Source organism: Micromonospora craterilacus, from assembly GCF_003236315.1.
Taxonomy (GTDB): Bacteria; Actinomycetota; Actinomycetes; order Mycobacteriales; family Micromonosporaceae; genus Micromonospora; species Micromonospora craterilacus.
In genome coordinates this window covers 1-26,506 of record NZ_POTY01000084.1, presented here as the reverse complement: position 1 = coordinate 26,506, position 26,506 = coordinate 1, and the positions used below count along the sequence as shown (strand labels likewise).

General features: G+C 73.6%; 27 protein-coding genes and 2 pseudogenes. 11 read left to right on the top strand and 18 right to left on the bottom strand.

The window, feature by feature from the left end:
• The 4 genes from C1I95_RS15245 to C1I95_RS15230 all read left to right on the top strand — a co-directional run.
• Positions 1-811, top strand: an 811-nt coding sequence (locus C1I95_RS15245; RefSeq protein WP_111214493.1) for an RDD family protein, incomplete at its 5' end; no start/stop codon positions are given.
• Complete coding sequence (gene hisC, locus C1I95_RS15240; RefSeq protein ID WP_111214491.1) at positions 808-1,911, top strand: histidinol-phosphate transaminase; 1,104 nt, start codon at positions 808-810, stop codon at positions 1,909-1,911. The genes C1I95_RS15245 and hisC, both read left to right, overlap by 4 nt.
• 254 nt (positions 1,912-2,165) lie before the next feature.
• Positions 2,166-2,720, top strand: coding sequence for a hypothetical protein (locus C1I95_RS36915; protein WP_111214490.1), 555 nt, complete (start codon positions 2,166-2,168; stop codon positions 2,718-2,720).
• 217 nt (positions 2,721-2,937) lie between these two features.
• The gene (locus C1I95_RS15230) at positions 2,938-3,756 is read left to right on the top strand and encodes a COG1361 family protein (RefSeq protein ID WP_199523757.1); all 819 of its coding nucleotides are present in this window, start codon (positions 2,938-2,940) and stop codon (positions 3,754-3,756) included.
• Here the strand turns inward: C1I95_RS15230 and C1I95_RS15225 are convergent.
• The 5 genes from C1I95_RS15225 to C1I95_RS15205 all read right to left on the bottom strand — a co-directional run bounded on the left by C1I95_RS15225 (position 3,714) and on the right by C1I95_RS15205 (position 8,031).
• Positions 3,714-4,967 (bottom strand): outer membrane protein assembly factor BamB family protein, encoded by a 1,254-nt coding sequence (locus C1I95_RS15225; RefSeq protein WP_111214488.1) that lies wholly within the window; start codon positions 4,965-4,967, stop codon positions 3,714-3,716. The genes C1I95_RS15230 and C1I95_RS15225 overlap by 43 nt on opposite strands.
• Positions 4,968-5,038: 71 nt before the next feature.
• Positions 5,039-5,506 (bottom strand): SRPBCC family protein, encoded by a 468-nt coding sequence (locus tag C1I95_RS15220; protein WP_111214487.1) that lies wholly within the window; start codon positions 5,504-5,506, stop codon positions 5,039-5,041.
• A gap of 89 nt (positions 5,507-5,595) precedes the next feature.
• Positions 5,596-5,805, bottom strand: a complete 210-nt coding sequence (locus C1I95_RS15215; RefSeq protein WP_111214486.1) for a DUF397 domain-containing protein — start codon at positions 5,803-5,805, stop codon at positions 5,596-5,598.
• A 175-nt stretch (positions 5,806-5,980) separates the two neighbouring features.
• Positions 5,981-7,177 carry a fumarylacetoacetase gene (gene fahA / locus C1I95_RS15210; protein WP_111214485.1) on the bottom strand — a complete coding sequence of 399 codons (1,197 nt, stop codon included), beginning with the start codon at positions 7,175-7,177 and terminating at the stop codon, positions 5,981-5,983.
• Positions 7,174-8,031 (bottom strand): hypothetical protein, encoded by an 858-nt coding sequence (locus C1I95_RS15205; RefSeq protein WP_111214484.1) that lies wholly within the window; start codon positions 8,029-8,031, stop codon positions 7,174-7,176. Before C1I95_RS15205 ends, fahA begins: the two co-directional genes overlap by 4 nt.
• 84 nt (positions 8,032-8,115) lie before the next feature.
• Between C1I95_RS15205 and C1I95_RS15200 the strand changes: the two genes are divergently transcribed.
• Positions 8,116-9,279: a homogentisate 1,2-dioxygenase gene (locus C1I95_RS15200; protein WP_111214483.1), complete on the top strand. Its 1,164-nt coding sequence runs from the start codon at positions 8,116-8,118 to the stop codon at positions 9,277-9,279.
• Between the two features lie 748 nt (positions 9,280-10,027).
• Here the strand turns inward: C1I95_RS15200 and C1I95_RS36375 are convergent.
• From C1I95_RS36375 to C1I95_RS15180, 4 genes and pseudogenes are all read right to left on the bottom strand, one after another.
• Positions 10,028-10,687: pseudogene (locus tag C1I95_RS36375) on the bottom strand (tetratricopeptide repeat protein); the annotation flags it as partial.
• Between the two features lie 9 nt (positions 10,688-10,696).
• Positions 10,697-11,179 carry a 2-C-methyl-D-erythritol 2,4-cyclodiphosphate synthase gene (gene ispF / locus C1I95_RS15190; RefSeq protein WP_111214481.1) on the bottom strand — a complete coding sequence of 161 codons (483 nt, stop codon included), beginning with the start codon at positions 11,177-11,179 and terminating at the stop codon, positions 10,697-10,699.
• 16 nt (positions 11,180-11,195) lie between these two features.
• Entirely contained in the window at positions 11,196-11,891 is a 696-nt protein-coding gene (gene ispD / locus C1I95_RS15185; RefSeq protein ID WP_111214480.1) for a 2-C-methyl-D-erythritol 4-phosphate cytidylyltransferase, read from the bottom strand.
• Positions 11,892-11,947: 56 nt separating this feature from the next.
• Positions 11,948-12,433, bottom strand: a complete 486-nt coding sequence (locus tag C1I95_RS15180) for a CarD family transcriptional regulator (RefSeq protein WP_007073334.1) — start codon at positions 12,431-12,433, stop codon at positions 11,948-11,950.
• Between the two features lie 329 nt (positions 12,434-12,762).
• On the opposite strand from C1I95_RS15180, the gene C1I95_RS15175 reads away from it, so the two are divergent.
• The gene (locus tag C1I95_RS15175) at positions 12,763-13,440 is read left to right on the top strand and encodes a hypothetical protein (RefSeq protein WP_111214479.1); all 678 of its coding nucleotides are present in this window, start codon (positions 12,763-12,765) and stop codon (positions 13,438-13,440) included.
• Between the two features lie 46 nt (positions 13,441-13,486).
• Here the strand turns inward: C1I95_RS15175 and C1I95_RS15170 are convergent, their stop codons facing one another.
• The 4 genes from C1I95_RS15170 to C1I95_RS15155 all read right to left on the bottom strand — a co-directional run bounded on the left by C1I95_RS15170 (position 13,487) and on the right by C1I95_RS15155 (position 17,359).
• Complete coding sequence (locus tag C1I95_RS15170) at positions 13,487-14,116, bottom strand: hypothetical protein (protein WP_111214478.1); 630 nt, start codon at positions 14,114-14,116, stop codon at positions 13,487-13,489.
• 25 nt (positions 14,117-14,141) lie between these two features.
• Entirely contained in the window at positions 14,142-15,191 is a 1,050-nt protein-coding gene (locus C1I95_RS15165; protein WP_111214477.1) for a type III polyketide synthase, read from the bottom strand.
• 117 nt (positions 15,192-15,308) lie between these two features.
• Positions 15,309-16,499, bottom strand: coding sequence for an acyl-CoA dehydrogenase family protein (locus tag C1I95_RS15160; protein WP_111214476.1), 1,191 nt, complete (start codon positions 16,497-16,499; stop codon positions 15,309-15,311).
• Between the two features lie 122 nt (positions 16,500-16,621).
• Positions 16,622-17,359, bottom strand: coding sequence for a methyltransferase domain-containing protein (locus C1I95_RS15155; RefSeq protein WP_111214475.1), 738 nt, complete (start codon positions 17,357-17,359; stop codon positions 16,622-16,624).
• A 9-nt stretch (positions 17,360-17,368) separates the two neighbouring features.
• On the opposite strand from C1I95_RS15155, the gene C1I95_RS15150 reads away from it, so the two are divergent.
• The 4 genes from C1I95_RS15150 to disA all read left to right on the top strand — a co-directional run bounded on the left by C1I95_RS15150 (position 17,369) and on the right by disA (position 21,906).
• Positions 17,369-18,232 (top strand): UbiA family prenyltransferase, encoded by an 864-nt coding sequence (locus C1I95_RS15150; RefSeq protein WP_438941311.1) that lies wholly within the window; start codon positions 17,369-17,371, stop codon positions 18,230-18,232.
• A gap of 139 nt (positions 18,233-18,371) precedes the next feature.
• Positions 18,372-19,076, top strand: a complete 705-nt coding sequence (locus C1I95_RS15145) for a hypothetical protein (RefSeq protein ID WP_111214473.1) — start codon at positions 18,372-18,374, stop codon at positions 19,074-19,076.
• Between the two features lie 90 nt (positions 19,077-19,166).
• Entirely contained in the window at positions 19,167-20,618 is a 1,452-nt protein-coding gene (gene radA / locus C1I95_RS15140; RefSeq protein ID WP_111214472.1) for a DNA repair protein RadA, read from the top strand.
• Between the two features lie 109 nt (positions 20,619-20,727).
• Positions 20,728-21,906 (top strand): DNA integrity scanning diadenylate cyclase DisA, encoded by a 1,179-nt coding sequence (gene disA, locus C1I95_RS15135; protein WP_111214471.1) that lies wholly within the window; start codon positions 20,728-20,730, stop codon positions 21,904-21,906.
• Positions 21,907-21,928: 22 nt separating this feature from the next.
• On the opposite strand, the gene C1I95_RS15130 is transcribed toward disA, so the two are convergent.
• The 3 genes from C1I95_RS15130 to C1I95_RS15120 form a co-directional block, all read right to left on the bottom strand.
• Entirely contained in the window at positions 21,929-22,663 is a 735-nt protein-coding gene (locus C1I95_RS15130; RefSeq protein WP_111214470.1) for a hypothetical protein, read from the bottom strand.
• 146 nt (positions 22,664-22,809) lie between these two features.
• A complete protein-coding gene (locus C1I95_RS15125; RefSeq protein WP_111214469.1) occupies positions 22,810-23,403 on the bottom strand; it encodes a peptide deformylase in 594 nt (197 codons plus the stop codon).
• Positions 23,400-23,912: a glycine cleavage system transcriptional repressor gene (locus C1I95_RS15120; protein WP_111214468.1), complete on the bottom strand. Its 513-nt coding sequence runs from the start codon at positions 23,910-23,912 to the stop codon at positions 23,400-23,402. Before C1I95_RS15120 ends, C1I95_RS15125 begins: the two co-directional genes overlap by 4 nt.
• A gap of 96 nt (positions 23,913-24,008) precedes the next feature.
• Between C1I95_RS15120 and C1I95_RS15115 the strand changes: the two genes are divergently transcribed.
• Entirely contained in the window at positions 24,009-24,911 is a 903-nt protein-coding gene (locus tag C1I95_RS15115) for an iron-sulfur binding domain-containing protein (RefSeq protein ID WP_111214467.1), read from the top strand.
• 182 nt (positions 24,912-25,093) lie between these two features.
• On the opposite strand, the gene C1I95_RS15110 is transcribed toward C1I95_RS15115, so the two are convergent.
• Together C1I95_RS15110 and C1I95_RS15105 are read right to left on the bottom strand one after the other, a co-directional pair.
• A complete protein-coding gene (locus C1I95_RS15110; protein ID WP_111214492.1) occupies positions 25,094-25,750 on the bottom strand; it encodes a C39 family peptidase in 657 nt (218 codons plus the stop codon).
• Positions 25,751-26,300: 550 nt separating this feature from the next.
• Positions 26,301-26,506: pseudogene (locus tag C1I95_RS15105) on the bottom strand (AAA family ATPase); the annotation flags it as partial.

The following is a 26,506-nucleotide window of genomic DNA, read 5'->3' as shown; positions in this document are numbered from 1 at the left end:
GCCCGAGCCTGAACCGGCGCCCGAGCCCGAGCCGGCGACCCCGGCCGCGACTCCGGCCACACCCGGGACGCGAGGCACAGCCGGGACGCCGGGCACACCGGGCACGCCACCCGGATACGGCCCGCCGCCCCAATGGCAGCAGGGCCCGCCGCCGGGCTGGCCGGCCGGCGAACCGGGTCAGGGGCCGCCGCCGGGCTGGCCGTACCCGACCTGGCCGGGCCGTCCGCCCGAGCCTCGGCCGCACGGGTTGCCGCTGGCCTCGTACGGTGCCCGGCTGGCCGCCCGGCTGATCGACTTCGGCATCGTCCTCGCGCTCAACGTCCTGGTCAACGGCTGGTTCGTCTGGCGCTACGCCCAGGAGCTCTCGCCCACCCTGGACGAGTTGCGGCGCCGGCTCCAGATGCAGGACCGCACGACCGAGCCGCTGCCCACGGGCGAGCAGGCCGGCGCGCTGATCGTGGTGATCCTGCTGATCGCCACCATGCTCTGGCTGGCGTACGAGGTGCCGTCGATGGCGGCCAACGGGCAGACGTTCGGCAAGCGGGTGCTACGGATCAAGGCGGTGCCGGTCGAGGCGGACGCGCCGCTCGGCTTCGGCCGGGCGCTGCGCCGGTGGAACACCCTCGGCCTGCCCACCCTGCTCTGGTACTGCTGTGGTCTCGGCCTGCTGCTCCAGCTGATCGACGCGCTCTCCCCGCTCTTCGACCACCCGTTGCGGCAGGCGCTGCACGACAAGCGCGCGCAGACCGTGGTGGTCCAGGTTCCCCGTACCCCCGAAGATCGCGCCAACCCCCCGGGAGAGACCCCATGACCGACACCGGACGCCAGCAGCCGGCGCTGCGGCTGACCCGCGCCGACCTGGACGCGCTGCCCAACTACGTGCCGGGCCGCAGCCCGGCCGACCTGGCCCGCGAGCTGGGCCTGCCCGAGGCGATCAAGCTGGCCAGCAACGAGGTGCCGTACGGCCCGCTGCCCGGCGTCGTGGAGGCGGTCGCCGAGGCCGCGGCCGGGGTGCACCGTTACCCGGACATGGGCGTCGTCGCACTCCGCCAGGCGCTCGCCGAGCGGTACGGGGTGGACCCCGACCGGATCGCCACCGGCTGCGGTTCGGTGGCGCTGGCCGAACACCTGGTGCGGGCCACCTGCCTGCCCGGCGACGAGCTGGTCTACTCGTGGCGCTCGTTCGAGGCGTACCCGATCATTGCGGCGACCAGCGGCGCGACCAGCGTGCAGGTGCCCAACGACGCCGGGCACGGGCACGATCTGGCGGCGATGGCCGCGGCGGTGACCGACCGCACGCGCATGATCCTGGTCTGCAACCCCAACAACCCGACCGGCACCGCCGTACGCCGCGCCGAACTGGACCGCTTCCTCGACGCCGTGCCGGACGACGTGCTGGTGGTGATCGACGAGGCGTACCGGGAGTTCGTCACCGATCCCGAGGTGCCGGACGGGCTGAGCTACGCCGACCGGCCCAACGTCGCGGTGCTCCGCACGCTGTCCAAGGCGTGGGGTCTGGCCGGTCTGCGGATCGGCTTCCTGGTCGCGCAGCCGCAGGTGGCGGCGGCGGTACGCAAGGTCGTCACGCCGTTCTCGACCAGCATGGCCGCGCAGGCGGGTGCGCTGGCCGCGCTGGCCCAGGCGGACGAGGTACAGCGGCGCTGCGCGCTGGTGGTGGCCGAGCGGGAGCGGGTCACCGAGGCGCTGCGCAAGCTCGTCCCGGACGTGCCCGCCAGCCAGGCGAACTTCGTCTGGCTGCCGCTGGGCGACCGGGCGGTGGACTTCGGCAAGGCGTGCGAGGCGCGGGGCGTGATCGTCCGGCCGTTCGCCGGCGACGGAGTCCGGGTCACCATCGGCACGCCGGCCGAGAACGACGCCTTCCTGGCGGCGGCCGAGTCGGCGCTGGGCTGAGCCGGCGCGGGTGCTGCGGCCACCGAGCTGAGCCGGGCCGGTCCACCATCCCCCAGCGGACCGGCCCGGAAGCCCGCAGCCGCCAGCATACGTCATCACTGTCCGCTTTGACCGAAATTACCCCTTGATGGCGTAACTTTCGTTCCGCTTCACGGCTTTAATGCCTCTTCGCGCCTTGTGTCGCTAACGTCCCTTTTAGCTCGTGAGTCCCCTCCCCCACGAGGATCCACATCTTCCGAGCAAGGGACGACAGCATGCGCACACGCACGATCCTGGTGTCGGCGGCAGCGGTAGCGGCCGCCACCGCCCTGGCCGCCTCCCCGGCCCTGGCGGCTCCCACCGACACCACCACCGCCACCTTCGACGTAACGGCCGGGACGCTCGACGTCACCACGCCGGACACGGCCGACCTCGGCTCCGGCGCTCCGGGCACCACGATCATCAGCCAGCTCGGCGCGGTGACCGTGTCGGACACCCGCGCGGCGGACGACGCCTCGTGGGAGACCGCGGTCACCTCCACCGACTTCACCACCGGCGGCGCCACACCCAGCGAGACCGTCCCGGCCACCGCGATCGACTACTGGTCGGGCGCGGCGACGGCAACCACCGGCAACGGCACGTTCACTCCCGGCCAGCCGACCGGCGCCGACGCCGAACCGCTGGACAACGCCACCGGTGTCGTCGCTTTCACGCACACCGGCGGCACCGGCAACAACTCGGCCACCTGGAACCCGACCCTCGAGGTCAACGTGCCGCTGGCCAACCAGGCCGGCACCTACACAGGCACGGTGACACATTCGGTCGCCTAGGCTGCGCCGCCTGGCGGTCTGGTCGGCCGCGCTGCTGCTCAGCGTCACCGGCCCGGGCACCCTCGCCCGGGCCGGTGCGCCGGCCGGCGACCGCGACGAGGGTGGAATCGGAATCCAACTGCTGGAGGCTCCGGTCGCCCGGCGGGACGACCCGAGGGCGCTGCGCTACATCGTCGACCACCTGCCGCCCGGCCGTACGGTCGAGCGGAAGGTCGGCGTGGTCAACCGCTCGACCGAACGCCGCCACATCGACCTGTACGCCGCGGGCGCGGAGGTGGCCGAGGGACGGTTCCAGTTCGCCGAGGGGCGCACAGCCAACGAGCTGAGCGAGTGGGTCACACTCGACCGGGACTCGGTGACGCTGGACCCGCAGGAGCAGGCCCAGTTCACCGCCACCCTCCAGGTCCCGCCGGACGCGTCGGCCGGCGAACGGTACGCGGTCATCTGGGCGGCCACGGTGCCCGCCCCGGACTCCACCGCGAGCGTCAACATCGTCCAGCGCGTCGGCATCCGCGTCTACCTGGACGTGGGGCCGGGCGGTGAGCCACCGTCCGACTTCGCCATCGGAGAGGTCGTGCCCGCCCGGGACGAGCAGGGACGGCCCTCGGTCGCGGTCGCGGTCCGGAACACCGGTGGCCGGGCACTGGACATGGCCGGCAGCGTCACCCTCTCCGACGGCCCCGGTGGCGTCCGGGCCGGCCCCTTCGACGTCGTGCAGGGCACCACGCTGGCCGCAGGCGAGACCGGCACGGTCCGGGTGCTGTTTCCCACCGCACTGGCGAACGGCCCCTGGCGGATCACCGTCGACCTCGCCAGCGGCAAGGTCAGGCGCAGCGCCAGCGGCGCGATCACCTTTCCCGAACCGGGCCGGACCGGTCGGCGCGCGCTAGTCGACGCGGCCTGGTGGCTGCGCGGCGGCACGCTCGCCACCGTCGTGGCGGCCGGCGTCGGGGTCGTGCTGTTGGTCCGCCGGCGACGGCGCGGGCCGGCCGCTCAGGTGGCGGCGAGCAGCACCGGCTCGGCCGTCAGGAAATAACGCTGGTCGTCGGCGTCCGGCGCGACCGGCTCACGCAGCCGCTCCACCGCCAGGTAACCGCCGCCCGCGTACGCCGACCCGGGCGTCCAGCCGATCCCGTCGCTGCCCACGGTGAGCGGGAAGCGGGAGCGTTCCGCGCCGGTGCCCGTATCCAGGGTGATCAGATCGTTGGTCTCGGTGAGCAGGTGCACCCGGCCGGGCTGGGCGGCGACGATCCGGACGGACCCCAGGTCGGTCCGCCGCCACAACTCCTCACCGGTGCGGACGGCCCATCCGGTCACCGCGCCACCGGTCGCCCGCACGGCCCACTTCCCGTCCAGCTCGGTACCGACCGGGTCGAGGACGGGCGCGGGCACCGGCCCGGCCGCGCCGACCAGCCAGCCCTGCCCCCCGTCGTCCGCGCCAGCGGTGACGCGCAGCCCCCGGCACCGGAAGCGGTAGGTCACACAGCCGACCGGTGTGACGGTCGACTCGGCGGTCGCGCCGGGCGGCTGCCAGCGGGTGACCAGCGCACCGGTGGCCACGTCGCGGAACTCGACGGCGGCCGGGCCGGCGCACCGGTCCATCACGGCGAACTGCCCGGCCGCCGTGGTGCCCACGTCGGTGCGGCAACCACCGTCCGCCTCCGCCGACCAGAGCTGTCGGCCGTCGGCGAGCCCGAAGCCGGTGACCCGGTGCGGGCCGGAGACGATCAGCACCGGCTGGCCGCCGGCATCCCGGGCGAGGAACAGCCCGGGTGGGCTCCAGACCGCGCCGGCCCCGGTGCGGCGGGCGGTCCAGCCGTCGACCGGCGCGGGGCCGTCGACCCGCCAGGCCACCCGTCCGGTACGCGCGTCCAGCGCCACCAGCTTCCCGTCCGACCAGTGGCTGACCACCCTGGTCCCGTCCGCCACGACACCGCTGACCTGCGCCGGCCACCGCCGGTACGACCAGTACGGCGTGCGCCGGTGCTGGCCGTCCGCCGGCCCGTCGGCGTAGACCTGACGCTGCGCCGCGTACACCCGAAGCCGACCGTCGACGATCAGCGGCGCCACCGGCAACCGGCCGACCACGCCGACTTCCGGCGTGGCGGCGGGCGGGTAGTCGCCTCGGGAAACGGTGCTGACCTCGGCCGGGGCGAGGACGCGGTACGCGACAACCGCGGTGCCCGCGGCCACCGCCGCGACGACCACCGCCGTCGCGATCCGCCGCCAGCCCGTCGCCAACCCCATGCCGCACCTCCGACCGGCACCCTATCCAGCCGGGCTGAGTGCTCCGGGGCGCGGTCCGAGAGATCCGGGGGTCAGGCCGCCTCGGCGGGACGGTCGACGGCGGCGGCCAGCGCGGCGATGTCCTGCCGCAACACCTTCTCCGCCGCCCGTACGGCCAGCCCGCCGAGCAGCAGCGCGACCGCCCGTCCCGACGGCGCGGCCGGCAGCGCCTGGACGGTCACCCGCACCGCGGCGTACCGGCGTCGGCGACGGCGTACGTCGCGTAGCGTCCAGGTGATCCGGTAGTCGACGCCGTCGCCGGGCGAGCCGAGCACCAGCAGTCGGGGCGGCTCGGCCGCCAGCACCAGAAACTCCTCGGTCAGTTCGCTGCCGTCCGGCCGGGTGCGCGTCTCACGCCAGGCCGTGCCCGGCCCGAACTCGCCCGGGGTCAGCACCTCGACCGGGCCGTCGGCGGGAAAGCGTCGGGGCAGTTCGGTGAGCAGACGCCACAGGTCGGCCGCGGGTGCCGCGACCAACCCGTTGACGGCAACAGTCGACATGCCACCTCCCGTGGCGTCGACGGTACGCGGAGTGAAAGGTCCGTGGGGTCCCCGAGCGGAGAATCCTGCATCGGAGACCCCCAGGGGGGTCAGCGGGCGAAACGGCCCGCCTGGATCGCGTCGACGAACGCGCTCCAGCCCGGCGGGCTGACCACCAGCACCGGCCCGGTCTGGTCCTTGGAGTCGCGTATGCCCACCACACCGTGGACGCGAGCCAGGTTGTCGGCCACCTCCACACAGAGACCCTGGTCGTTCGAGCGACTGCTGGTACGCCAGACGGCACCCACGAGATCGCGCATCGTCGTTCATCTCCCTCGGCTTCGACGTGCCGCCAGGCGCCGGCCGGGCCGGCCGGAAAGGGGGCACCGGCCGGCCCGGCGCGGCGTGGCGACGGAATTCCGAGGCACTCAACGAAGACGGTGACGGTCCTTGATCGCACAGTTGGTGCGATCAAGGCCGGCTGTCGGATTGGGGTCAGTGCGCTGGCAGGACGGTGCCCGTCACCTCGCCCAACGCGATGGTGGTGCCGTCCGGCCCCGGGGCGGTGGCGATGATCGTCACCGTATCGCCGTCGGCGAGGAAGGTGCGTTCCGTCCCGCCCACGGTGATCGGCTCGGTGCCGCCCCAGCTCAGCTCCAGGAACGAGCCGACCTGGTCGCGCCGGGGACCGGAGACGGTGCCGGAGGCGTAGAGGTCACCGGTGCGCAGCGCGGCACCGTTGACGGTCAGATGGGCCAGTTGCTGGGCCGGCGTCCAGTACATGCCGGCGAACGGCGGCTGGCTGACCGGCTCGCCGTTCCAGTTCACCGTCAGCCGCAGGTCCAACCCCAGGTGCGGCTCGTCGCGCAGGTAGTCGGCCACCGGCGGGTCCTGCTCGGGCGCCGGGACGAAGGCGTGCCCCAGGGCGTCCAGCGGGGTCACCCAGGCGGCGACCGAGGTGGCGAACGACTTGCCCAGGAACGGGCCGAGGGGCTGGTACTCCCACGCCTGGATGTCCCGGGCCGACCAGTCGTTGACCAGCACCACGCCGAAGACGTGATCGGCGAAGTCGGCGGCGGCCACCCGGTGGCCGAGCGGGCTGGGTACGCCGACCACGAACCCGACCTCGGCCTCGATGTCGAGGCGCGCCGACGGGCCGAAGGTCGGGCCCTCGCGACTCGGCCGCTGGCCGTGCGGGCGTACCACCGGGGTGCCGGAGACCACCACCGTGCCGGCCCGGCCGTGGTAACCGATCGGCAGGTGCTTCCAGTTGGGCAACAACGGCGGCTGGCCGGGGCGGAAGATCAGCCCGACGTTGGTGGCGTGGTGCTCCGAGGAGTAGAAGTCGACGTAGTCGGCCACCTCGAAGGGCAACTCCATCCGTACCTCGTCCACCGGCAGCAGCAGCGGCTCCACCGCCGCCCGGTGGGCCGGATCGGTGAGCAGCTCAGTGATCCGTTGCCGCACCGCCGTCCACTGCGGTCGGCCCAGCGCCAGGAACGCGTTGAGCGTCGGCCGGCGCAGCGCCCCGCCGGCCAGCACCAGGTCGGCGTCCTCCGCGCCGGCCAGGTCCAGCACGAAATCCCCGATGCGTACGCCGATGCGCGGCGCACCGTCGGCTACCCGGAAGACCCCGTACGGCAGGTGGTGCACCCCGTAACCCGAACCGTCCACACCCGTAACCCAGGTCATGCCTCAAAGCCCCCGTTCACCAGCCCCAGCCGGATCAGATCGGACAGTGGTTCCGCAATGCTGCACGAGCCGAAGCCCACCCACAGCGGACGCGCCGCGTCGAGCCGGCCGTCGGTCCACTCCACCAGAGGTCGCTCGTCGCGCACGGTGAGCAGTTCGGCGATGGCGCCGACACCGGCCCCCTCGGCGGCGGCCAGCGAGGCGGCGAGGACGTTGCCGAATCCGTGGTGGGTGAAGCCGGTCTCCGGGTCCACCTGCCGCACCGCGTGGTGCAGTCCGGCGGTCAGCTTGAACGGCACCTCCCGGTCCCGGCAGGCGCCGATCACGGCGGCCAGTTCGGCGGGATTGGGAAAGAGTTCCGCGGCCAGCCCGCCGGTGCGGAACTTGGCCGCCACGGGCACCCCCTCGGCCCGGGCGGCGGCCAGCACGTCCAGCGCCGCCGTCAGCCCGAAGGTCAGCGGAATCTCCGCGTAGACGGGACGGTTTCCGGTGGCGCGGGCCACCGCGACCAGCTCGGCCGTGCCGGGCAGCGGGTCCTCGCCGCGCTTGGCCACCGCCGCCTCGACCTGGCGGATATCGACGCGCGGGTCGGCCTCGGCGCACGCCTTGGTCAACTCGCCGAGCGGAACGTCGCCGATCATCCCGACCGCGATCCGCTCACCGTCGCCGAGCAGGGCGGGCAGCTTGACCAGCCGCGAGGCGGGCAGCAGCAGCGGGCCGACGAGGTCGGCGTACCAGGCGGCGCGGTGCCGCCGGTGGGCGGCGACGGCATCGGGCAGCGACGCGCTGCCCGGCGGGAAAACGGCGGCGTCGTCGACCAGGCCGGCGACGAGTGCGGGCAGCTGCGTTGACACGAGACAAGAATGTACGGGACGCTTTGAGAAGCGGACAACAGCGTCCGATTATCGGACGCGTTAGCGGGTGACCGGGAGGGCGACATGCCGTACTACCGCAGCATCGGCGAACTGCCACGCAAGCGCCACACCCAGTTCCGGCAGCCCGACGGCAGCCTCTACACCGAGGAGCTGATGGGCCAGGAAGGCTTCTCGTCCGACTCGTCGCTGCTGTACCACCGGTACGCCCCGACCGCGATCGTGGCGGCCGAGGAGTTCACCCCGCCCGCCGTGACCCGGGTGCCCAACCTGCCGCTCAAGCCCCGGCACCTGCGCACCCACAAGCTCGACGGCGCCGGTGCCGACCCGGTTCTCGGCCGGCGGTACCTGCTCGCCAACGACGACGTACGGATCGCGTACGTGCTGGCCGACCGGCCCTCCCCCCTGTTCCGCGACGCCACCGGCGACCAGTGCCTGTACGTCGAGGCAGGTGCGCTGCGGGTCGAGTCGACCTTCGGCGTGCTGGACGCGGTGGCCGGCGATTACGTGGTCATCCCGACCTCGACGGTGCACCGCCTGGTGCCCACCGGCGACGCGCCGACCCGGCTGCTCGCCATCGAGGCGTCCGGGCACATCGGCCCGCCCAAGCGCTACCTGTCGGTGCGCGGCCAGTTCCTGGAGCACTCGCCGTACTGCGAGCGGGATGTCCGGGGGCCGGACGCCCCGCTGCTGGTCGACGGCTCCGACGTCGAGGTGCTGGTACGCCACCGCCGCGGCTGGACCCGGCACGTCTACGCCAACCACCCGTTCGACGTGGTCGGCTGGGACGGGCACATGTACCCGTGGGCGTTCTCCATCCACGACTTCGAGCCGATCACCGGTCGGATCCATCAGCCGCCGCCGGTGCACCAGACCTTCCAGGGCCCGAACTTCGTGATCTGCTCGTTCGTGCCGCGCAAGGTCGACTACCACCCGGACGCCATCCCGGTGCCGTACCACCACCACAACGTCGACTCCGACGAGATGCTCTTCTACACCGGCGGCAACTACGAGGCCCGGCGCGGCTCCGGCATCGAGCAGGGCTCCATCTCGCTGCACCCGTCCGGCTTCACGCACGGCCCACAGCCCGGCGCGGCGGAACGCTCCATCGGGGTGGACTTCTTCGACGAGCTGGCGGTCATGGTCGACACCTTCCGCCCGCTGGACCTCTGCGACGCGGCGACGGAGTGCGAGGACGAGGCGTACGCCTGGACCTGGGCGCGCCGCTGAGAAGGGCTCAGGCCACCGGGCGGGAGATGACCGCGAGCTGGGCGACGGTGGCGACCCCGATGGCCAGGACCAGCGGCCACGGGGTGCCGAGCAGGGCGTAGAGCAGGATCAGCGCGGGCGCGGCGCCCGCCGCGTAGACGGCCAGGGCGAGCGGACGGTCCGTCCGGCGCAGGACAGGCAGGACGGTCCGGGTCAGGCCGGGCAGCCGCGACGCCTGCCGCCACAGCACGATACCGCCGCCAGCCGCCGCCAGTACCGCTAGCAGCCGGGAGAATCCGGGTCCGGTAGCGGCCGAGCAGGCCACCACGATTGCCGCGACGACCGACCAGCCGGCGCCCCACAACACGAGTTGCCGAAGCCCCGCCGGCACCGTTCGGCGCGCAACCACGGGCCCCACGTCGGTCGGTCCGGCACCGATCTGACCCGTGCCGAACGGACCGGTCCCGCCGAAAGCCGAGGGCTCGCGGCTCTCGTTCCGCCGGCCCGGCCCGTACCCGCGCTCGCCGGCGCGTTCTCCATCAGGCTGACTCGCATCAGGCCGGCCTGGCTCGTTGCGCCCCTCGCCGGGCCAGCCCGCTTCGGGCCGGTCCTCGCTGGGCCAGCCCGGTTCGCGCTGGCTTCCGCCGGGACGGTTCGGATCGTTCCGGGTCTCGTCGACCCGGTTCGGATCGTCCTGGGGCGTGTCCGGCCGGTTCGGGGCGTTGCGGGATCCGTAAGGCTGGTTCGGGCCGCCGTGGGACCCCTCGGGCCGGCCTGGGTCGGTGGGCGGCAGGTTGGCCACCGCCGCCTCCGCCAGCTGCTCCAGCGTCGCGGTCCAGCGCCGCTGTTCCAGCCGCAGCACCCCGACGTCGTCGCCCGCCTCGGCCAGCCGCGGGTCCAGCCGCAACGCCTCCCGGTAGGCCCGCTCGGCCAGGTCGTACATCCGCATGTTGGCCGCCACCAAACCGAGCACCAGGTGCGCCTGCGGCTCGTCGGGGGTCAGCTCCACCCCGTGCCAGGCCGCGTTCAACGCCGGCTGGCCGTTACGCGAGCCGGCCAGGATCGCCGCCGCGCTGCGTTGGGCGTACCCGTCCTGCGGCCCCAGCGCCAGGATCTCGTCGGCGGTACGGGCGGCCTCGGCGTACCGCTCCAGGTCGCCGAGCGCCAGGCCACGAACGACGAGCGGGGGAACCCGCCCCGGGGCGGCGGCGACGGCGGACTCGGCGGCGGCCAGCGCCTCGACGGGCCGGGCGGCGGCCAGGTGCACCCGGGCGAGCATGATCAACGCCTCGGTGTCGGCCGGGTCGAGGGCGAGGGCGAAGCCCAGCTCGGCGGCGGCCTCGTCGTAGCGGCCCAGCTCGGCGAGGAGGGTGGCGCGCTGGAGGTAGCCGTCGGCGGCGGACGGGTCGGCGGGGACGTCGGCGGACATCGCGCGAGCCTAGGCGCTCGGCTGCTCGTACACCAGCGCCACCGCGACCCCGGCGAGCCCCTCGCCGCGGCCGGTGAACCCCAACCCGTCGGTGGTGGCGGCGGAGACGGTGACCGGCGCACCGACCGCCTCCGACAGCACCCGCTGGGCCTCCTCGCGACGCGGACCGATCTTGGGCCGGACGCCGACGACCTGCACCGACACGTTGCCGATCGCGAAGCCCGCGCCGCGTACCCGGCGTGCGGACTCGGTGAGTAGCGCCACCCCGCTCGCCCCGGCCCATTCGGGCTGGCCGACCCCGAAGTTGGCGCCGAGGTCGCCAAGACCGGCGGCGGAGAGCAGCGCGTTGCAGGCGGCGTGGGCGGCCACATCCGCGTCGGAGTGCCCGGCCAGGCCGTCCTGGTCCGGCCAGTGCAGGCCGGCCACCCAGCACGGTCGCCCGGCCTCGAAGGCGTGCACGTCGGTCCCGATGGCCACCCGAGGAACGATCATGAATCGAGGGTACGCGTCATCGGCCGGTGGCCAGCAGGTGCTCGGCCAGCGCCAGGTCGAAAGGGCGGGTGATCTTCAGGGCGTGGTCCGAGCCGGGTACGCAGTACACCGGCACGCCCTGCTTCTCCACCAGCCCGGCGTCGTCGGTGAGCGGGTCGCCGGCGGCGGCGTGCGCGGCGGTCAGCACCGCCCGGCGGAAGCCCTGCGGGGTCTGCACGGCCCGCAGCGCGGAGCGGTCGACGGTGCCGAGCACCACCTCGCCCGGGTCGACCTCCTTGATCGTGTCGACGACCGGCAGGACGGGGATCACCGCGTCGTGGCCCGCCCGGACCGCGGCGGCCACCGACTCCACCAGCGCGGGCGGGGTCAGCGCCCGGGCCGCGTCGTGCACGAGGACGATGTCGGGGCCGGGAGGCACGGCAGCGAGGGCGGCGGCCACCGACGCCTGCCGCTCCGCCCCGCCGGGCACCACCGTCACCGGGGCGATCGGAGCGAGCAGATCGCGCACCGCGGGCACGTCCGCGACCGGGGCGGCCACCACGATGGTGTGCACCGACCCGGCGGCCGCCAGCCGGCGGACCGCGTGCACCAGCAGCGGCTCCCCCGCCAGCAGCCGTAGCGCCTTCGGGCGGCCGGGCCCCAGGCGTACGCCGGCACCGGCCGCAGGCACGAGGACCGCGACGTCACCGCGCGGATTGAGCTGCGCGGTCACGTCGCGGTCCTCGACGGTTTCTTCGCTACGAAGTGGGTACGACGATGCTGTGCGGACTAGGCCTCGGTCAGCACCTTGTCGAGCAGCGTCTCCGCCTCGTCCTTGGTGCTCTTCTCAGCCAGCGCGACCTCGCCGACGAGAATGTCGCGGGCCTTGGCGAGCATGCGCTTCTCGCCCGCGGACAGCCCCCGCTCCCGCTCGCGGCGCCACAGGTCGCGGACGACCTCGGCCACCTTCAGCGGGTTGCCGGAGGCCAGCTTCTCCAGATTCGCCTTGTAACGCCGCGACCAGTTGGTCGGCTCCTCGGTGTGCGGAGCCCGGAGAACGTCGAAGACCTTGCCGAGGCCCTCTTCGCCGACCACTTCGCGCACACCCACGATCTCGGCGTTCTCGGCTGGTACCCGGACCGTCAGGTCACCCTGCGCGACCCTCAGGACGAGGTACTGCTTGGGCTCGCCCTTGATGACCCGAGTCTCGATTGCCTCGATGAGTGCGGCCCCGTGGTGGGGGTAAACAACGGTCTCGCCGACACTGAAAACCATAGGTTCGAAACCCCTTTCGCTGTGTCTAGGGTAACACGCTCAGGCACCGATGTCTCACCGCTGTCCTGACCGTTGGCGCAGCTCAGGGGCCCTGTGAGAGGTATTTCTTCGGCTTGACAGACCATCAAGTCGATGATTCGAACACGCTCCGTAATCCAGGGATGACCCCCGGGCACGGATGGCAACGAACGCCGAGATCAGAAGCTACGCACCCATCCCATGGTATCCCGCCGTACCCGAGTGTGGGCAGCGGTAGCGGGACCAGGCCCGGTGCGGGACGCTGGAGGAAGCGCCGCTGTCCGCACACCCACGAGCTCCAGGGGGTCGTAATGGGCAAGGCTGACGCCGACGGTCCCGGGCTGCCCGACCTGCCTCCCGAGTGGGGTCGGGTGGTCGTCCCGAACGACGCCTCCGCGCTCGCCGACGAGGCCGAACAGGTCCGCCGTGAGCTGCGCCGCCGAGTGGCGGCCCACCCCCGCCGATGGCGCCCGCCCGCGGTACCCGTACTCGTGCTACTGGTCGCGGTCGTGGCCACGATCGCCGGCCTGATCACTGTCACCTGGCCCCGGCCCGGCCGTTACCCCGGGCCGGCCGCCAGCACCCCCGACCCCGCACCGGGGCAACTGACCGGCCGTGGGCTGCCCGCGTTGGACCTGGTCGACGCCGGGCAGTCGCCGGTGCCGTTACGCGGGCTGCTGCCAGCGTTGGTGCTGCTCGTGGACGGGTGCGCCTGCCCCGACCGGGTCGCCGAGGCAGCGGCGGCGGCGCCCGCCGGGGTGACCGTGGTCGCCGTGTCCGGTGGCAGCCCCCGAGCCGCACCGGCCGGCACCGACGTACGCGCGCTGGCCGACCCGGCCGGCGGCCTGCGCGCCTTCGTGCACCTACCGGCCCGTTCGGACGCCGTGACCGCCGTGCTCGCCGACCGGGACGGCCGGATCGTGCTGGTGGTCCCCGAGGTCGCCACGATCGCCGACTACCACACCGAGCTGGTCCGGTTGGCCGGCTGAGAGGCTGCCGGCAGCCGGCACCTCCCCCGGTCGCCGGCGGCGCTCATCAGGCGGCGGCCAGCTGGGCTTCCAGTTGGACCGGCTCCGTGCCGGCGGTCGAGAACGACACCTGCACGGGATCACCGCTGCCGATGACCTCCGTCATGACCACCGACCCGTCGCACCCGATGTTCATCGGATCGCCCGCCCGAGCGCCGGTGACCACGACCAGAAGCTCGCCGGAACCGGTGCAGGTGGAGCGCAGCAGGTACACCTGGCCGTCGGTCATCTGCGCCTGCCGGGTGGCCATCTCGCCCGGGCCCAGCGTCGCGCGCTCGGTCCACAACACGTCCCGACCATCCGGCGGCCACGCGCCCGGGTAGCCGAGGCCCGGCTCGATGGCACCGCCCTCGGTGTCGCCGTCCAACCGGAGCACCGTGCCCGTTTCCGCATCCAGCAGGACGGAGGAGTCCGCTGCGGCGTCCGGCGCAATCACGACCCCCGTACCCGGGTCCACTCGCCACAGCTCGGTGGCGTGCGGAGTTCCGTCCGGCACCACCCTGACGTCGGCGCGCAGGCCCGATGGTGCCGGCGCGGGTGCCTCCGCCTGCCACCACCAGCCACCGACGGCCAGCGCGGCCGCCCCGACCGCGGCCAGCAGAACGCCCCGCAGCCGGTAGGTGGGATCTCCGTCCATGCCGAGCAGGGTAGCCCCCGCATGGTCAGGCGTGCCGCTCCAGCAGCGCGGCGTAGAGGGTCAGTCCAGGCCCGAAGGCCAGCATCACCACCCGGCGCGGCGACGGCGCGGCCCGGAACAGGCGGTCGAGGATCAACAGCACCGTGGGAGACGAACAGTTGCCATGCTGGTCCAGGGTCTCCCGCGACGCGGCCAGCGACGCCGGTGCCAGGCTCAGCTCACGCTCCACCACGTTGACGATGCGCGGACCGCCCGGGTGCACGGCCCAGCCGTCCACCCCGGACACGTTGGTGCCGTGGCGGGCCAGCAGGTCGTCGACCAGCCCCTGGACGTGGGTCGACAGCACCTGCGGCACCTTCGGCGACAGCCCCATCCGGAAGCCGGTGTCGGTCACGTCCCAGGTCATATGGTCGGCGGTGGACGTGTCGGTCACCGAGGTGACCTCCCGCACCGCGTACCCCCGGCCACCCGGAACCACCACCGCGGCGACCGCGGCGTCCGAGAAGAGCGCGTGGGAGACGATCTGCTGGGTGTCCACCCGGGCGGACGACGGCTGCAGGTGCAGACTGGTCAGCTCGGCACAGAGCAGCAGCGCTGGACGCCCCCGCGCGGTGACGAAGTCACTCACCGCGCCCAGCCCCGGCAGGGCCGCATAGCAGCCCATGTGGCCGACGAACATCCGCTGGGTCGCCGGGGCCATGCCCAGATCCCGGGCCAGCAGAATGTCCAGCCCCGGCGTCGCGTACCCGGTGCAGGAGCAGACCACGAACAGCCCGATGTCGCCGGCGGCCAGCCCGGCCGCGGTCAGCGCCCGGCCGACCGCCTCCTTGCCCAGCGGCAGCGCCTCGACCTGGTACCTGCGCATCCGCCGTTCGGTCGGCCAGTCCGAGACATCCTCGATCAGCGGGCTCACCGCCGCCTGTCGCCGGCTGACGCCGGAGTTCGCGAAGATCCGCTCGGCGAGCGTACGGGTAGTGCCGGAGAAGTGCCGGGAGAAGAACCTCTCCCACAGCTCGTGCTGGTCCACGGAGGGCGGATGAGCCGTGCCAACACCCGCGATCACCGGTACGGACACGGTCCCACCTTCCTCTCGCTCGACTCCTCGCACTCACCGCTCGCAAGCTCGCTCCTCGCACTCACCGGGCTGGCCTTTCGATCGTGACTGCGGGGCTCGCAAGCTCACTCCTCGCACTCACCAACGAGGGGTGGACCCGTCGCGGTCCGGGTCGCCGCCGAGAGCGGCGATGCCGAGCCAGTCCGCGCAGACGTCGGAGGTGGCCGGGTGCAGCGAACCGCAACGGGCGTCCCGGTAGAGCCGCTCCAGCGGGTGGCCGCGCCGGGTGGCGGAGGTACCCGCCGCCTCCAGCATCGACGCCGCCACCTCCGCCGCGGTGGTGCCGGCCAGCAGTTTCGCCCGCCACACCCAGCGGTTGGTCTCCGCGTCGCCCGGAGCCTCGTCCACCCGGCGGGCCGCCTCGGCCACCACCAGCTCCGCCGCCGCCACCGCCGCGTCGGCCCGACCGAGCCGGGCCCGTACGGCGGGCAGGCCGGCGAGACCTCGTGCGTTGAGGTGCTCCGCCGCCGCGTCGATCGAGGCCCGGGCCACTCCCACGTATACGGCGGCGTAGCTGGCCACCAGCCAGTGCGGCATGAGCTGGGCGATCACCAGGGCCAGGCCCTCCACCCCGCCGAGCAGCCGGTCGGCCGGGACGGTGACGTCGAGGTGCAGGTCGTGCGAGGCGGTGGCCCGCATCCCGAGCGAGTCCCAGGTCGGCTCGACGGTGAGTCCGTCGCCGGCCGGGACCAGGAACTGCGAGACCACCGAGGGGTCGGCGGCGCTGCGGGCCGCGACCAGGTAACCGTCGGCGTGACCGGCACCCGAGCAGAAGGTCTTGCTGCCCTTGATCCGCCAGCCCTGCTCGACCGGCTCGTAGACCGTGGTGAGCTGGGACAGCCGGGCACCCGCACCGCGCTCGCTCATCGCGACGGCGTACCACGCCCCCTCGGCCGCCGCCCGCAGCAACCGGTCGCGGGCAGCCAGCGCCTCCGCCGGTACGCCGAGCGCCTCGGCCAGTTCCTCGGTGACCGCGCCGAGCGCACCGGTGACCGAGGCGTGCATGTTGAACACCAGCGCGGTGGCGCCGTTGCCCCGGGCCAACTCGGTGGCGACGGCCGTGTACCCGGCGAACGTCGCGCCGGTGCCGCCCAACTCGTCGGGGACCATCAGGCCGAACAGCCCGGCCGCGCGCAGATCGCCGAAGTCGTCGACCGGGAACGAGCCGTTCCGGTCGTGCTCGGCGGCCCGGGCCGCCAGCCGGGGCGCCAGCCGGCGGGCGGCGTCCAGTGCATCCGTGCTCGTGGCTTGCTCGCTGCGCTCGCTCATGTCGGCGCTCCGCTACGCCGCGCGCCGCCATGAGGTGGCACCGCACGGAGTCCGATGATTCGCTCGCTGCGCTCGCTCATGGAACCTCCTCTTCGCCCATCGCCACACCTCTGCCGGGTCCGCTATCCGCCGCGTACCCCGTGACCCTGGTAAAGCACGGCGGTCGACCCGGTCGGCACGATCCGTGGTGCCCGGCTGGTGCGCGCCTCGCCGCCGCGTGTCTGCCGGAACAGCCAGCGGAGCAGCCCCGGCACACCGGGGCGGACGCCACGGACCTGTAGGTCCACGCCGTGCCGGGCGCACTCGGCGATCAGTTGCCGGTGGTCCACGAACAACCGTGGATCGTGGATGCCGCGCGGCACGGTGGGCAGCCGCTCGGCGATGTGGACGGCGACCAGCCGGCACAGCGCGGTGTCGTTGAGGGTGTCCAGCACCAGCAGGCCGCCGGGGCGCAGCAGTCGACACGCCTCGGCCACCACAGCATGCCAGTCCGGGACGTGTTCCAGCAGCTCACCGGCGGCGACCACATCGGCGCAGCCGTCGACCAGCGGCACCGCCGTGGCGTCGCCGTTGACCGCCGTCACGCCGTGCGCGACCGCCTGGGCAAGAGCCGACCGGGTGAGGTCCACCCCCACGTGTCGGTAGCCCTTGCCGGCCAGGTGCGGGGCGAGCAGCCCGGCACCGCAGCCGAGGTCGACCAGCAGCGCACCGGGTCGCGTCGCTGGAGGCACCAGCGCCGCCCGTGCCTCGGCAAGCCAGTGCAGCATGGCGAAGGCCCCGTCCGGGCGCCACCACTCGCCGGCCAGCTCGTCGTACTGGCGCGGATCGTTGCGGGGCAGGCTGAGGCCGGCATCACGCATGGCACGAGCGTGGCACGACTCCTCGGTAACAGCCAGACTTCCGTTATGTCGTGGACGGTGTTAGGGCTGGTCAGGGCGAGCCATCCGGAGCCGACCGCCGCAGTCACCACAGTGGCCGGCCTGCTCGCGGTCGGCGTCGGGCATCCACCGGGTGGAATCGCCGCGGTGACGCTGACGGTGGCGGCCAGCCAGTTCACCGTCGGGTGGACCAACGACCTGCTCGACGCCGACCGGGACGCCACGGTGGGGCGTACGGACAAACCGGTGGCGACCGGCGCGGTCGGCCGGCGCACGGTGGCGGTGGCTGCGGTGCTGGCCGGTTGCGGCACCGTGGCGATGGCCCTGACCACGAACCCGACGGCGGCTCTCTGGGCCACCATCGGCCTGATCTCGGCGCTGCTCTACGACTGGCCGCTGAAGTCGACGCCGATTTCGGTGCTGCCGTACGCGGTCTCCTTCGGCGCGCTGCCCGCCTTCGTGGTGCTGGCCCTTCCCGGCGCGCCGGCACCGCCGGTCTGGCTGGTCGCCGCCGCAGCCCTGCTGGGCGCGGGCGCGCACTTCGCCAACGTGCTGCCCGATCTCGCCGACGACGCCCGGACCGGGGTGCGCGGGCTGCCGCACCGGCTGGGGTCGGCGGGTAGCCGGGCGGCCGCCTTCGGGCTGCTGATCGCGGCGACCGTCACCCTGGCGCTGGGGCCACCCGGGCCGCCGTCGGGCGTGGGCCTCGCGGCGGTGGCGGCCGCCGTGATCGTTCCGGCCGTGGCCTGGTGCACCGACCGGGCCGGGGCTCGCCCGGTGGCCGCCTTCCGGGCGGTGATGCTGGTGGCCCTGATCGACGTCGTCCTGCTGGTCACGAGCGGTCGGCTGGTCTGAACCTCACCCCGCCAGGTGGCCGCCCCGGGTCGGCGTGCGGGCCACGATCAGCCCCAACTACCCTGGAACGCGGTCTGCGCGGGCATGGCCAGCCGGTCCGGCGGTGTAGCCGGGTGTGATCGTGACGAGGAGGACCGACGTGACGCGCTCGATCAGGGGTTCCCGGCGGGCTGCCATGCTGCTGCCCGGGATCGCGGCGGCAGCCGGGCTGCTGCTGTCCGGGTGCGGCGCCGGCCAGATCTCCGAGACGGCCAACAAGGCGCCGTCGATCCAGGGCGTCAACCTCCAGGCCGCCGACGGCAAGTACGGCGTACGGAGCGTCCTGGTCGCCTACCCCGGCGTCGAGGGCTACCGGGCCGGCGACGACGCCGTGCTCAACGCCGTCTTCTTTAACGAAACGCAGAACCCGGTCACGGTGACCGTCACGTCGTCGGACGCCCGCGAGGTGGTCCTCACCACGGTCCGCGCCGCGACCAGCCCGTCGCCCACCGGATCGCCCTCGCCGACGACGTCCCCGTCGCCGGAGGAGTCCCCGGAAGGCACGCCGTCCCCCGCGTCGCCGTCGCCCAGCCCGACCGGATCTCCGGCCACCGAGCCGGCCCGGATCGTGCTCCCGCCGCTCAGCTACGTGCAGCTGAACACCGAGGGTGACCGGGTGCTCCAGCTCATCGGGCTGAACGAGGCCGTCCTCGCGGGCGAGAACATCACGCTGACCTTCGACTTCGGCGGCGGCAACACGATCACCAGCCTGGCCCCGATCGCCGTGCCGCTCACCCCGGCACCGCCGCCGTCGCCGATCATCGAGCGGCACACCGGGTACGAGGGCGAGAGCAGCCACGGCTGAGTCGGCCCGGAGCTTTCCGACGGCGCCGTCGGCGTGGTGGACACCATGCCGGCGGCGCCGTCGTCGTACCCGGGGGTTAGCGTCCCTCGGGTGAGCATCTCCCGATCGACCCCGGCCCGGGGCGCGGCCGGCGGGCGTGGCAAGGCCGCCGCCCGCGAGCCCCGTCCCGCGTACGAGTGCGACGCTTGCGGGCACCAGCCGCCGAAGTGGGTGGGGCGCTGCCCCGAATGCGGCGAGTGGGGTTCGGTGGTCGAATGCACCGTCACCGGCCCGACCGTCTCCGGGCGGGTGGTCAGCTCCCGGATGCCCGCCGAGCCGGCCCGGCCGATCGCCACCATCAGCGCGGCGCCCGCCCGCGCCCGGCCCACCGGGGTCAGCGAGCTCGACCGGGTGCTCGGCGGGGGCCTGGTGCCCGGGGCGGTGGTGCTGCTCGCCGGTGAGCCGGGAGTCGGCAAATCGACCCTGCTGCTCGACGTCGCCCAGCAGTGGGCCGCCGGCGCGGGCAGCCCGTCGCTGGTGGTCAGCGGCGAGGAGTCGGTCAGCCAGGTGCGGCTGCGCGCCGAGCGCATGGGCACCCTGCACGACCAGCTCTACCTGGCCGCCGAGAGCGACCTCGCGGCGGTGCTCGGTCACCTCGACGCGGTCAAGCCCGGCCTGCTGGTGCTCGACTCAGTGCAGACCATCTCCACCACCGGCACCGAGGGGGTGCCCGGCGGGGTGACCCAGGTCCGGGCGGTCACCGCCGCCCTGGTCGCGGTCGCCAAGGAGCGCGGCGTGGCGACCGTGCTGGTCGGCCACGTCACCAAGGACGGCCAGGTGGCCGGCCCCCGGGTGCTGGAGCACCTGGTCGACGTGGTGCTGCACTTCGAGGGCGACAAGCACTCCTCGCTGCGGATGGTGCGGGGAGTCAAGAACCGGTTCGGCGCCGCCGACGAGGTGGGCTGCTTCGAGATGCACGAGGGCGGCATCAGCAGCCTCGCCGACCCGTCCGGGCTGTTCCTGACCCGCTACTCCGAGCCGGTGCCGGGCACCTGCGTGACGGTGGCGATGGAGGGGCGCCGGGCACTTGTCACCGAGGTGCAGGCGCTGATCGGCGCGACGGTGGCCGGTTCGCCCCGGCGTACCGTCTCCGGGCTGGACTCGGCCCGGTTGGCCATGGTGCTGGCGGTGCTCCAGCGCCGGACCGAACGGCTCACCCTGCACGACCGGGAGGTCTTCGCGGCCACCGTCGGTGGCATCCGGGTGGTGGAGCCGGCGGCCGACCTGGCGGTCGCCCTGGCCGTCGCCTCCGGCGGGCTCAATCTGGCGATCGCGCCGCACCTGGTGGCGATCGGCGAGGTCGGCCTGACCGGCGAGGTACGCCGGGTGGGTGCGGTGCCACGCCGGCTGGCCGAGGCGGCCCGGCTCGGTTTCCGACTGGCCCTGGTGCCGCCCGGCTGCGGGCCGACGAGCACCGGCGCCGGCCCCGAGCAGATGCGCGTGGTCGAGGTCTCCGACGTACGTTCGGCGTTGCAGGCCGCAGCCCGGGCATCGGCGGAGTGAAGCCGCGTCTCGGGCGATCTCGCCCGGCTCCGGCCGGTCGGTGCCGGATCGTGACACATCACAGTAACCGCGAGAGCACCCACCGCAGGGCAGTCCGTAGACTGTGCCCGTGCCAGTCGACCGCGATACCACCAAGCCTGCCGGCGCGACACCCCACGCCCGCACCGGTGCCGTGGGCTCGCCCGCCCGTCCGATCAGCGTCAGCGTGACCGGGGGAGGCGGCGCCGGCGACCCGCTGCGCGCCAATCTGGCCCTGATGGCACCCGGCACCGCGCTGCGCGACGGGCTGGAGCGCATTCTGCGCGGTCGCACCGGTGCGCTGATCGTGCTCGGCTACGACAAGGTGGTCGAGGGGTTGTGCACCGGCGGTTTCCCGCTGGATGTCGAGTTCTCCGCGACCCGGGTCCGCGAGCTGTGCAAGATGGACGGCGCGGTCGTGCTCTCCAGTGACGGCACCCGGATCGTCCGGGCGGCGGTGCACCTGATGCCCGACCCGACCATCCCGACCGAGGAGTCGGGCACCCGGCACCGCACCGCGGAGCGGGTCGCCCGGCAGACCGGCTACCCGGTGATCTCGGTCAGTCAGTCGATGCGGATCATCAGCCTCTACGTGAACGGCCAACGGCACGTGCTGGACGACTCGGCGGCGATCCTGTCCCGGGCGAACCAGGCGCTGGCCACCCTGGAGCGGTACAAGCTCCGGCTGGACGAGGTCTCCGGCACGCTCTCCGCCCTGGAGATCGAGGATCTGGTCACCGTACGTGACGCGGTGGCCGTGGTGCAGCGGCTGGAGATGGTCCGCCGGATCGCCGACGAAATCGCCGGGTACGTGGTGGAGCTGGGCACCGACGGCCGGCTGCTCGCCCTCCAGCTGGACGAGCTGATGGCCGGCGTCGACGCCGACCGCACCCTGGTCATCCGGGACTACCTGCCCACCGGCCGGAAGTCCCGCACCCTCGACGAGGCCCTGGTCGAGCTGGACCTGCTCAGCGCCACCGAGCTGATCGACCTGGTCTCGGTCGCCAAGGCGATCGGCTACCCGGCCGCCTCCGACGCGCTGGACGCGGCGGTGAGTCCGCGCGGTTTCCGGCTGCTGGCCAAGGTGCCGCGGCTGCCGGTGGCCGTGGTGGACCGGCTGGTGCTGCACTTCGGCAGCCTCCAGCGGCTGCTCGGCGCCACCGTGGAGGACCTCCAGGCGGTCGAGGGCGTCGGCGACGCGCGGGCCCGGGGCGTGCGCGAGGGGCTGTCCCGGCTGGCCGAGGCGTCCATCCTGGAGCGCTACGTCTGATCGGGCCCGGCGGCGGCGCCGCTCAGCCGGTGAGGACGAGCTTCGCCGGCTGGCTCAGCCGGCTGCCCACCCGCGCGAAGACCTCGTACCTCCCGGCCTGCGGGGTGGGGCCGTCCGCCAGCCCGTCGGCGCACCGGGTGCTGTCCTTGCCGTTCCAGGTGACCCGGTAGGAGCGTTCGAATCCCGGGGTGAAGGACTGCACGTCCGACCCGGCGGCGGTGCCGCAGGTGTCCGACGACCAGATCTTCTCGGCGCCGGATTTGATGTACAGCTCCTGCGCGTCCGCGCCGACATCGCGGCTGCAGGTCCGCTCCGACCGGTTACGAATCTTGAGGTGCAGGTCGACGGCGGCACCACGGACGACCTCCCCGGGCAGGGCCACCGCGGTCACCAACAGTTCAGCGTCCGTGCAGGTGCCCTCGTCGGTCACCGGAGTGTTCGACCGCGGCGGATCGTTGCTGAGGGTCGGCTCGGTCGACGGCTCGGTCGACGGCTCGTCAGCGGGTGCGGACGGGCCGGCCCCGGCGTCGCCCGACGGCGGCGAGCCGGTCTGCGGAGTCAGCACCGACCCGGTGGGTTCCGGCGTGCCGGACGACGCGCCCGAGTCGGGCTGGCCGTTGCCGGTCGCGCCGGTGCCGGCGCCCTGCCCGGTGCACGAATACAGCAGGACGACGAGGAAAAGCAGAACCGCGCCGAGCACGACGGCGCGACGCCGCCAGTACACGGCGGAAGGCAGGGGGCCGACCGTCAGACGCATGATGCCCCCACCGTAGCGGCGGTCCGCGCGACGGATGGTAGCGACGCGCCGGGGCCGGCACGACCCATCGGAACCGACCCTCCATTCACGACAGTGCGAGCGACCAGCGACGCCGGACGGTCACCGACCGTAGCGGTGCGACCGGGTCAGAGATAGACCTTGCGCTGGTAGATCGCGTGGGCACCGGCCACCCGGTCCAGGAAGAGCAGACCGCCGCAGTGGTCGATCTCGTGTTGCAGGGCGCGCGCCTCGAAACCGTCCGTCACCAGGCGTACGGACTTGCCGCTGCCGGGTAGCACGCCCTCGACCACCAGCCGGCTCGCCCGCTTGACGTCACCGGTCAGGTCCGGCACCGACATGCAGCCCTCCCGCCCCGCCTTCCACCGGGTCGCCTCGACCACCCGGGCGTTGCAGAGGACGAAGGTGCCGTGCACGGTGACCGCCTTGGGATGCCCGGTGATGTTCACCGCGAACACCTGCGCGCCCACCCCCACCTGCGGGGCGGCCAGGCCGACGCAGCCGGGCGACACCCGCATGGTGGCGATCAGGTCGGCCGCCAGTTGGACGGTCTCCCGGGCGGTCGGGTCGACCTCCGTACCCGCCCGGCTGAGAACCGGGTTCGGGGCGGAGACCACCGGCAGCACCCGGCCGTCGCCCAGCGCCTCCGGCGTCCAGTCGCCGAGGCCGGCGTACGTCTCCGCCTGCGGGTCGAGGTCCGACCCGTCCGCCTGCCCGGTCACAGCAGGTCCGGTTCGGCAGGCCGGAGGGTGACCTCGACGCCCAGCCCGGCGGCGGCGTCGGCCAACCGGCCGGCGAGCCCCTCGGCCGCGCCGGGCGGCAGGTCGACCTCGGCGACCACCACGTAGAGCGATCCCGCCAGCCGGGTACTCAGATCGGTGACGTTGCCACCGGCGGCGGCGAGCACCCGGGTCATCGCGGCCACGATGCCCATCCGGTCCGCGCCGTGCACCGCCATCACGTACGGTTCGCCGGCCGGGGCCGTCTCGCCGTCGGGCGTCACCGCGCGTACGGTCGCCAGCAGCTGGCCGTCGGCGGCGAGCGGGGCCAGCGCGGCCTCGACCTCGGGGGCGGCCGGGCCCACGCAGATCAGGGTCATCGCGAAGTGCCCCCGCAGCCGGGTCATCGTGCTGTCGGTGAGGTTGGCCCCGAGCCGGGCAAGCACCTCGGCGACGTCGGCCACGATGCCGGGCCGGTCCCGGCCGATGACGGTGATCGCGAGCTCGTTCATCCGGGCATTCTGCCCGATCCATGCGCGCCGCTGGCTGCGGCCCGCCCGGACCGTCCAATCAACGGGACCATCGCGCGTGACATCATCGGCGGCGCGATGACAGAACCCACCTTCGCCGGACAAGTGAGCCGGTGGTACGAGCAGCACGCCCGGGATCTGCCCTGGCGCGAGCCCGGCGTGAGCCCGTGGGCCATCCTGGTCAGCGAGGTCATGCTTCAGCAGACCCCGGTGGCCCGGGTGCTGCCCGCCTGGCAGGCATGGCTGGACCGCTGGCCGACGCCGGCCGCCCTGGCCGCAGACAGCCCCGCCGAGGCGATCCGAATGTGGGGACGGCTCGGCTACCCCCGTCGGGCGGTACGGCTGCGGGAGTGCGCGGTGGCCATCGTGGAGCGGCACGGCGGCGACGTGCCCGACCGGCTGGAGCAGTTGCTGGCCCTGCCGGGCGTCGGCACGTACACGGCACGCGCGGTGGCCGCCTTCGCGTACGGCCAGCGGCATCCGGTGGTCGACACCAACGTACGCCGGGTGGTCTGCCGGGCGGTGGCCGGAGAGCCGGACGCCGGCCCGGCGACCCGGCCCGCCGACCTGGTCGCCACCGAGGAGTTGCTGCCTGTCGAGCCGGCCGCCGCCGCCCTGGCCAGCGCGGCCATCATGGAGCTGGGTGCGGTGGTCTGCACCGCCCGGTCGCCCCGCTGCGGCGCGTGCCCGGTCGAGGCGACCTGCGCGTGGCGGGCCTCGGGACAGGTCGCCCCGGCCGGCCCGACCCGCCGTCCCCAGCGGTACGCCGGCACCGACCGTCAGGTACGCGGCCTGCTGCTCGGGGTGCTACGGGAGGCGACCGGCCCGGTGCCGCACCAGCGTCTTGACCAGGTCTGGGCGGACGACGTGCAACGCGCCCGGGCCCTGGCCGGTCTGGTCACCGACGGACTGGTCGAGCCGGTCGGCGAGAGGGCGTTCCGCCTGATCGGCGACGGTCCGCCGGCGCCAGTGGCCGGCTGACCCGTCCCCGGTGGCCGGCTGGTCGCCGGGTGCGCTGCTCTTGGCATCGTGGCCGACGACCACCAGCAGGTACGGGCGTCCAGGTCCACGTCGAGGCGGCGGGCGCGGCTGCGCGCCCAGGCAGGACGCGACCGGGCCGACCCCACATGGGGCCGGCCCGGTCGGGCGATGTCGCGGTCGGGTCAGGCGGAGTAGCCGCGGCTGGCGACCCAGTCGGCCAGCGCGCCGGTGCTGATCCAGTACTCGGCCTGGGCAGGGTTGGCCGAGTCGGCGACCTTCGCCTGGTCGCCGTCGTTCCGGTAGCCGGTCACCGAGATGTAGTGGCCGCCCTCGAAGGAGTGGCTCACCCCGTCGATATCGGTGGCGGTGCCGATGACGTTGGCCACCACGCTCCGGCCGTCGTCGACGGCGCGGACGATGTCGGCGCGCAGCCGGTCGGTCTGACCGTCGTCGGCGCTCCGGCCCGGAACCTCCACGGTGCGGTAGACCTCCTTGCCGGCCTTCTCGTTGAGGGCCTTGGTGGTCTGGAACGCCGAGTCGGTGCCGTTCTCGGTGGTGCCCATCTCCTTGGCCAGGTCGTCCTGCGAGACGTTCTTGTCCATGGTCGTCAGGGCGTTGCGCACGGCGGCCGGGCCACAGTAGTAGAAGTTCGGCTGGGCCTCGTAGCGCACGTTGAGCTGCCGCTCACCCTTGCCGTGCCCGCGCTCGGACACCGCGCCCAGTGGGTTGGCGGTGCTCTGCGGAGCGGCGAGCGCGCTCGTCGGCCCGGCGATCATTCCTCCGGCGAAGACGGCGCCGGCGGCGGTCAGGGCGGCCTTACGGATTAGAGCAGTCATGATCGTCACCTTCCAGGTCGGAGGATCGACACGACACCCGGAGTAAGGGAGGGTGCGGTTACCGCGTCGGAAGGAAGAGGCAGGATCGCCCGGCGCTGATCAGCGGAGCGCCTGCCAGGGATGCAACGGCCCCGGCGGGCCCGGCCTTGCGGGTCGCCCGAGAGCAGGGCCGCTGCGGTTCTCCGGGTACAACGGCCTCCGACACCGACCCATGCCCAGCCCGCCGGTGACGGGGGCCACAGCACCGCCGGGGACTGTCACAGGAGTTTCAAGAGCCGCTCTGTTCCCGGGAGTTCCAACAGTCACATCAGTCCCACGTAGTTGCCGTTGCTGCACGGTCTGGACGCCACGGTCACGGCCGCGACTCACGGCGAGGTAGCCGGCCAGGTCCCGGGTCGATTCCTCGGGCCGCTAACCCGCTCTCGGGTAGCGGGACGCTCGGACGGCGCGGCAGAGCCGACCCGGGGCGTGATCAGGCGGGGCGGCACGCAGAAACGGTGGCGGCCCGGTGGCATTCGCCACCGGGCCGCCGTCGATCTGGCTGACGGATCTGCTACTCGTCGGCCCCCGCGGCCGCAGTGCTGCCGCCGAGGTCGGCCGGGACCGCGTCCGGCACTTCGACCGGCTTCTCGGAGCCGCGGAAGACGAGTTTGGACTTGTCGATGTTGTTCGGGTCGCCTTCGCAGTCGACCACGACGATCTGGCCTGGGGTCAGTTCGTTGAACAGGATCCGTTCGGACAGGTTGTCCTCGATGTCCC

Bases quoted from the DNA above. Each gene is read 5' to 3' on its own strand.
- hisC (WP_111214491.1), top strand. From the start codon at position 808: ATGACCGACACCGGACGCCAGCAGCCGGCGCTGCGGCTGACCCGCGCC.
- C1I95_RS36915 (WP_111214490.1), top strand. From the start codon at position 2,166: ATGCGCACACGCACGATCCTGGTGTCGGCGGCAGCGGTAGCGGCCGCC.
- C1I95_RS15225 (WP_111214488.1), bottom strand. From the start codon at position 4,967: ATGGGGTTGGCGACGGGCTGGCGGCGGATCGCGACGGCGGTGGTCGTC.
- C1I95_RS15220 (WP_111214487.1), bottom strand. From the start codon at position 5,506: ATGTCGACTGTTGCCGTCAACGGGTTGGTCGCGGCACCCGCGGCCGAC.
- C1I95_RS15215 (WP_111214486.1), bottom strand. From the start codon at position 5,805: ATGCGCGATCTCGTGGGTGCCGTCTGGCGTACCAGCAGTCGCTCGAAC.
- fahA (WP_111214485.1), bottom strand. From the start codon at position 7,177: ATGACCTGGGTTACGGGTGTGGACGGTTCGGGTTACGGGGTGCACCAC.
- C1I95_RS15200 (WP_111214483.1), top strand. From the start codon at position 8,116: ATGCCGTACTACCGCAGCATCGGCGAACTGCCACGCAAGCGCCACACC.
- ispF (WP_111214481.1), bottom strand. From the start codon at position 11,179: ATGATCGTTCCTCGGGTGGCCATCGGGACCGACGTGCACGCCTTCGAG.
- C1I95_RS15180 (WP_007073334.1), bottom strand. From the start codon at position 12,433: ATGGTTTTCAGTGTCGGCGAGACCGTTGTTTACCCCCACCACGGGGCC.
- C1I95_RS15175 (WP_111214479.1), top strand. From the start codon at position 12,763: ATGGGCAAGGCTGACGCCGACGGTCCCGGGCTGCCCGACCTGCCTCCC.
- C1I95_RS15170 (WP_111214478.1), bottom strand. From the start codon at position 14,116: ATGGACGGAGATCCCACCTACCGGCTGCGGGGCGTTCTGCTGGCCGCG.
- C1I95_RS15160 (WP_111214476.1), bottom strand. From the start codon at position 16,499: ATGAGCGAGCGCAGCGAGCAAGCCACGAGCACGGATGCACTGGACGCC.
- C1I95_RS15155 (WP_111214475.1), bottom strand. From the start codon at position 17,359: ATGCGTGATGCCGGCCTCAGCCTGCCCCGCAACGATCCGCGCCAGTAC.
- C1I95_RS15130 (WP_111214470.1), bottom strand. From the start codon at position 22,663: ATGCGTCTGACGGTCGGCCCCCTGCCTTCCGCCGTGTACTGGCGGCGT.
- C1I95_RS15120 (WP_111214468.1), bottom strand. From the start codon at position 23,912: ATGAACGAGCTCGCGATCACCGTCATCGGCCGGGACCGGCCCGGCATC.
- C1I95_RS15115 (WP_111214467.1), top strand. From the start codon at position 24,009: ATGACAGAACCCACCTTCGCCGGACAAGTGAGCCGGTGGTACGAGCAG.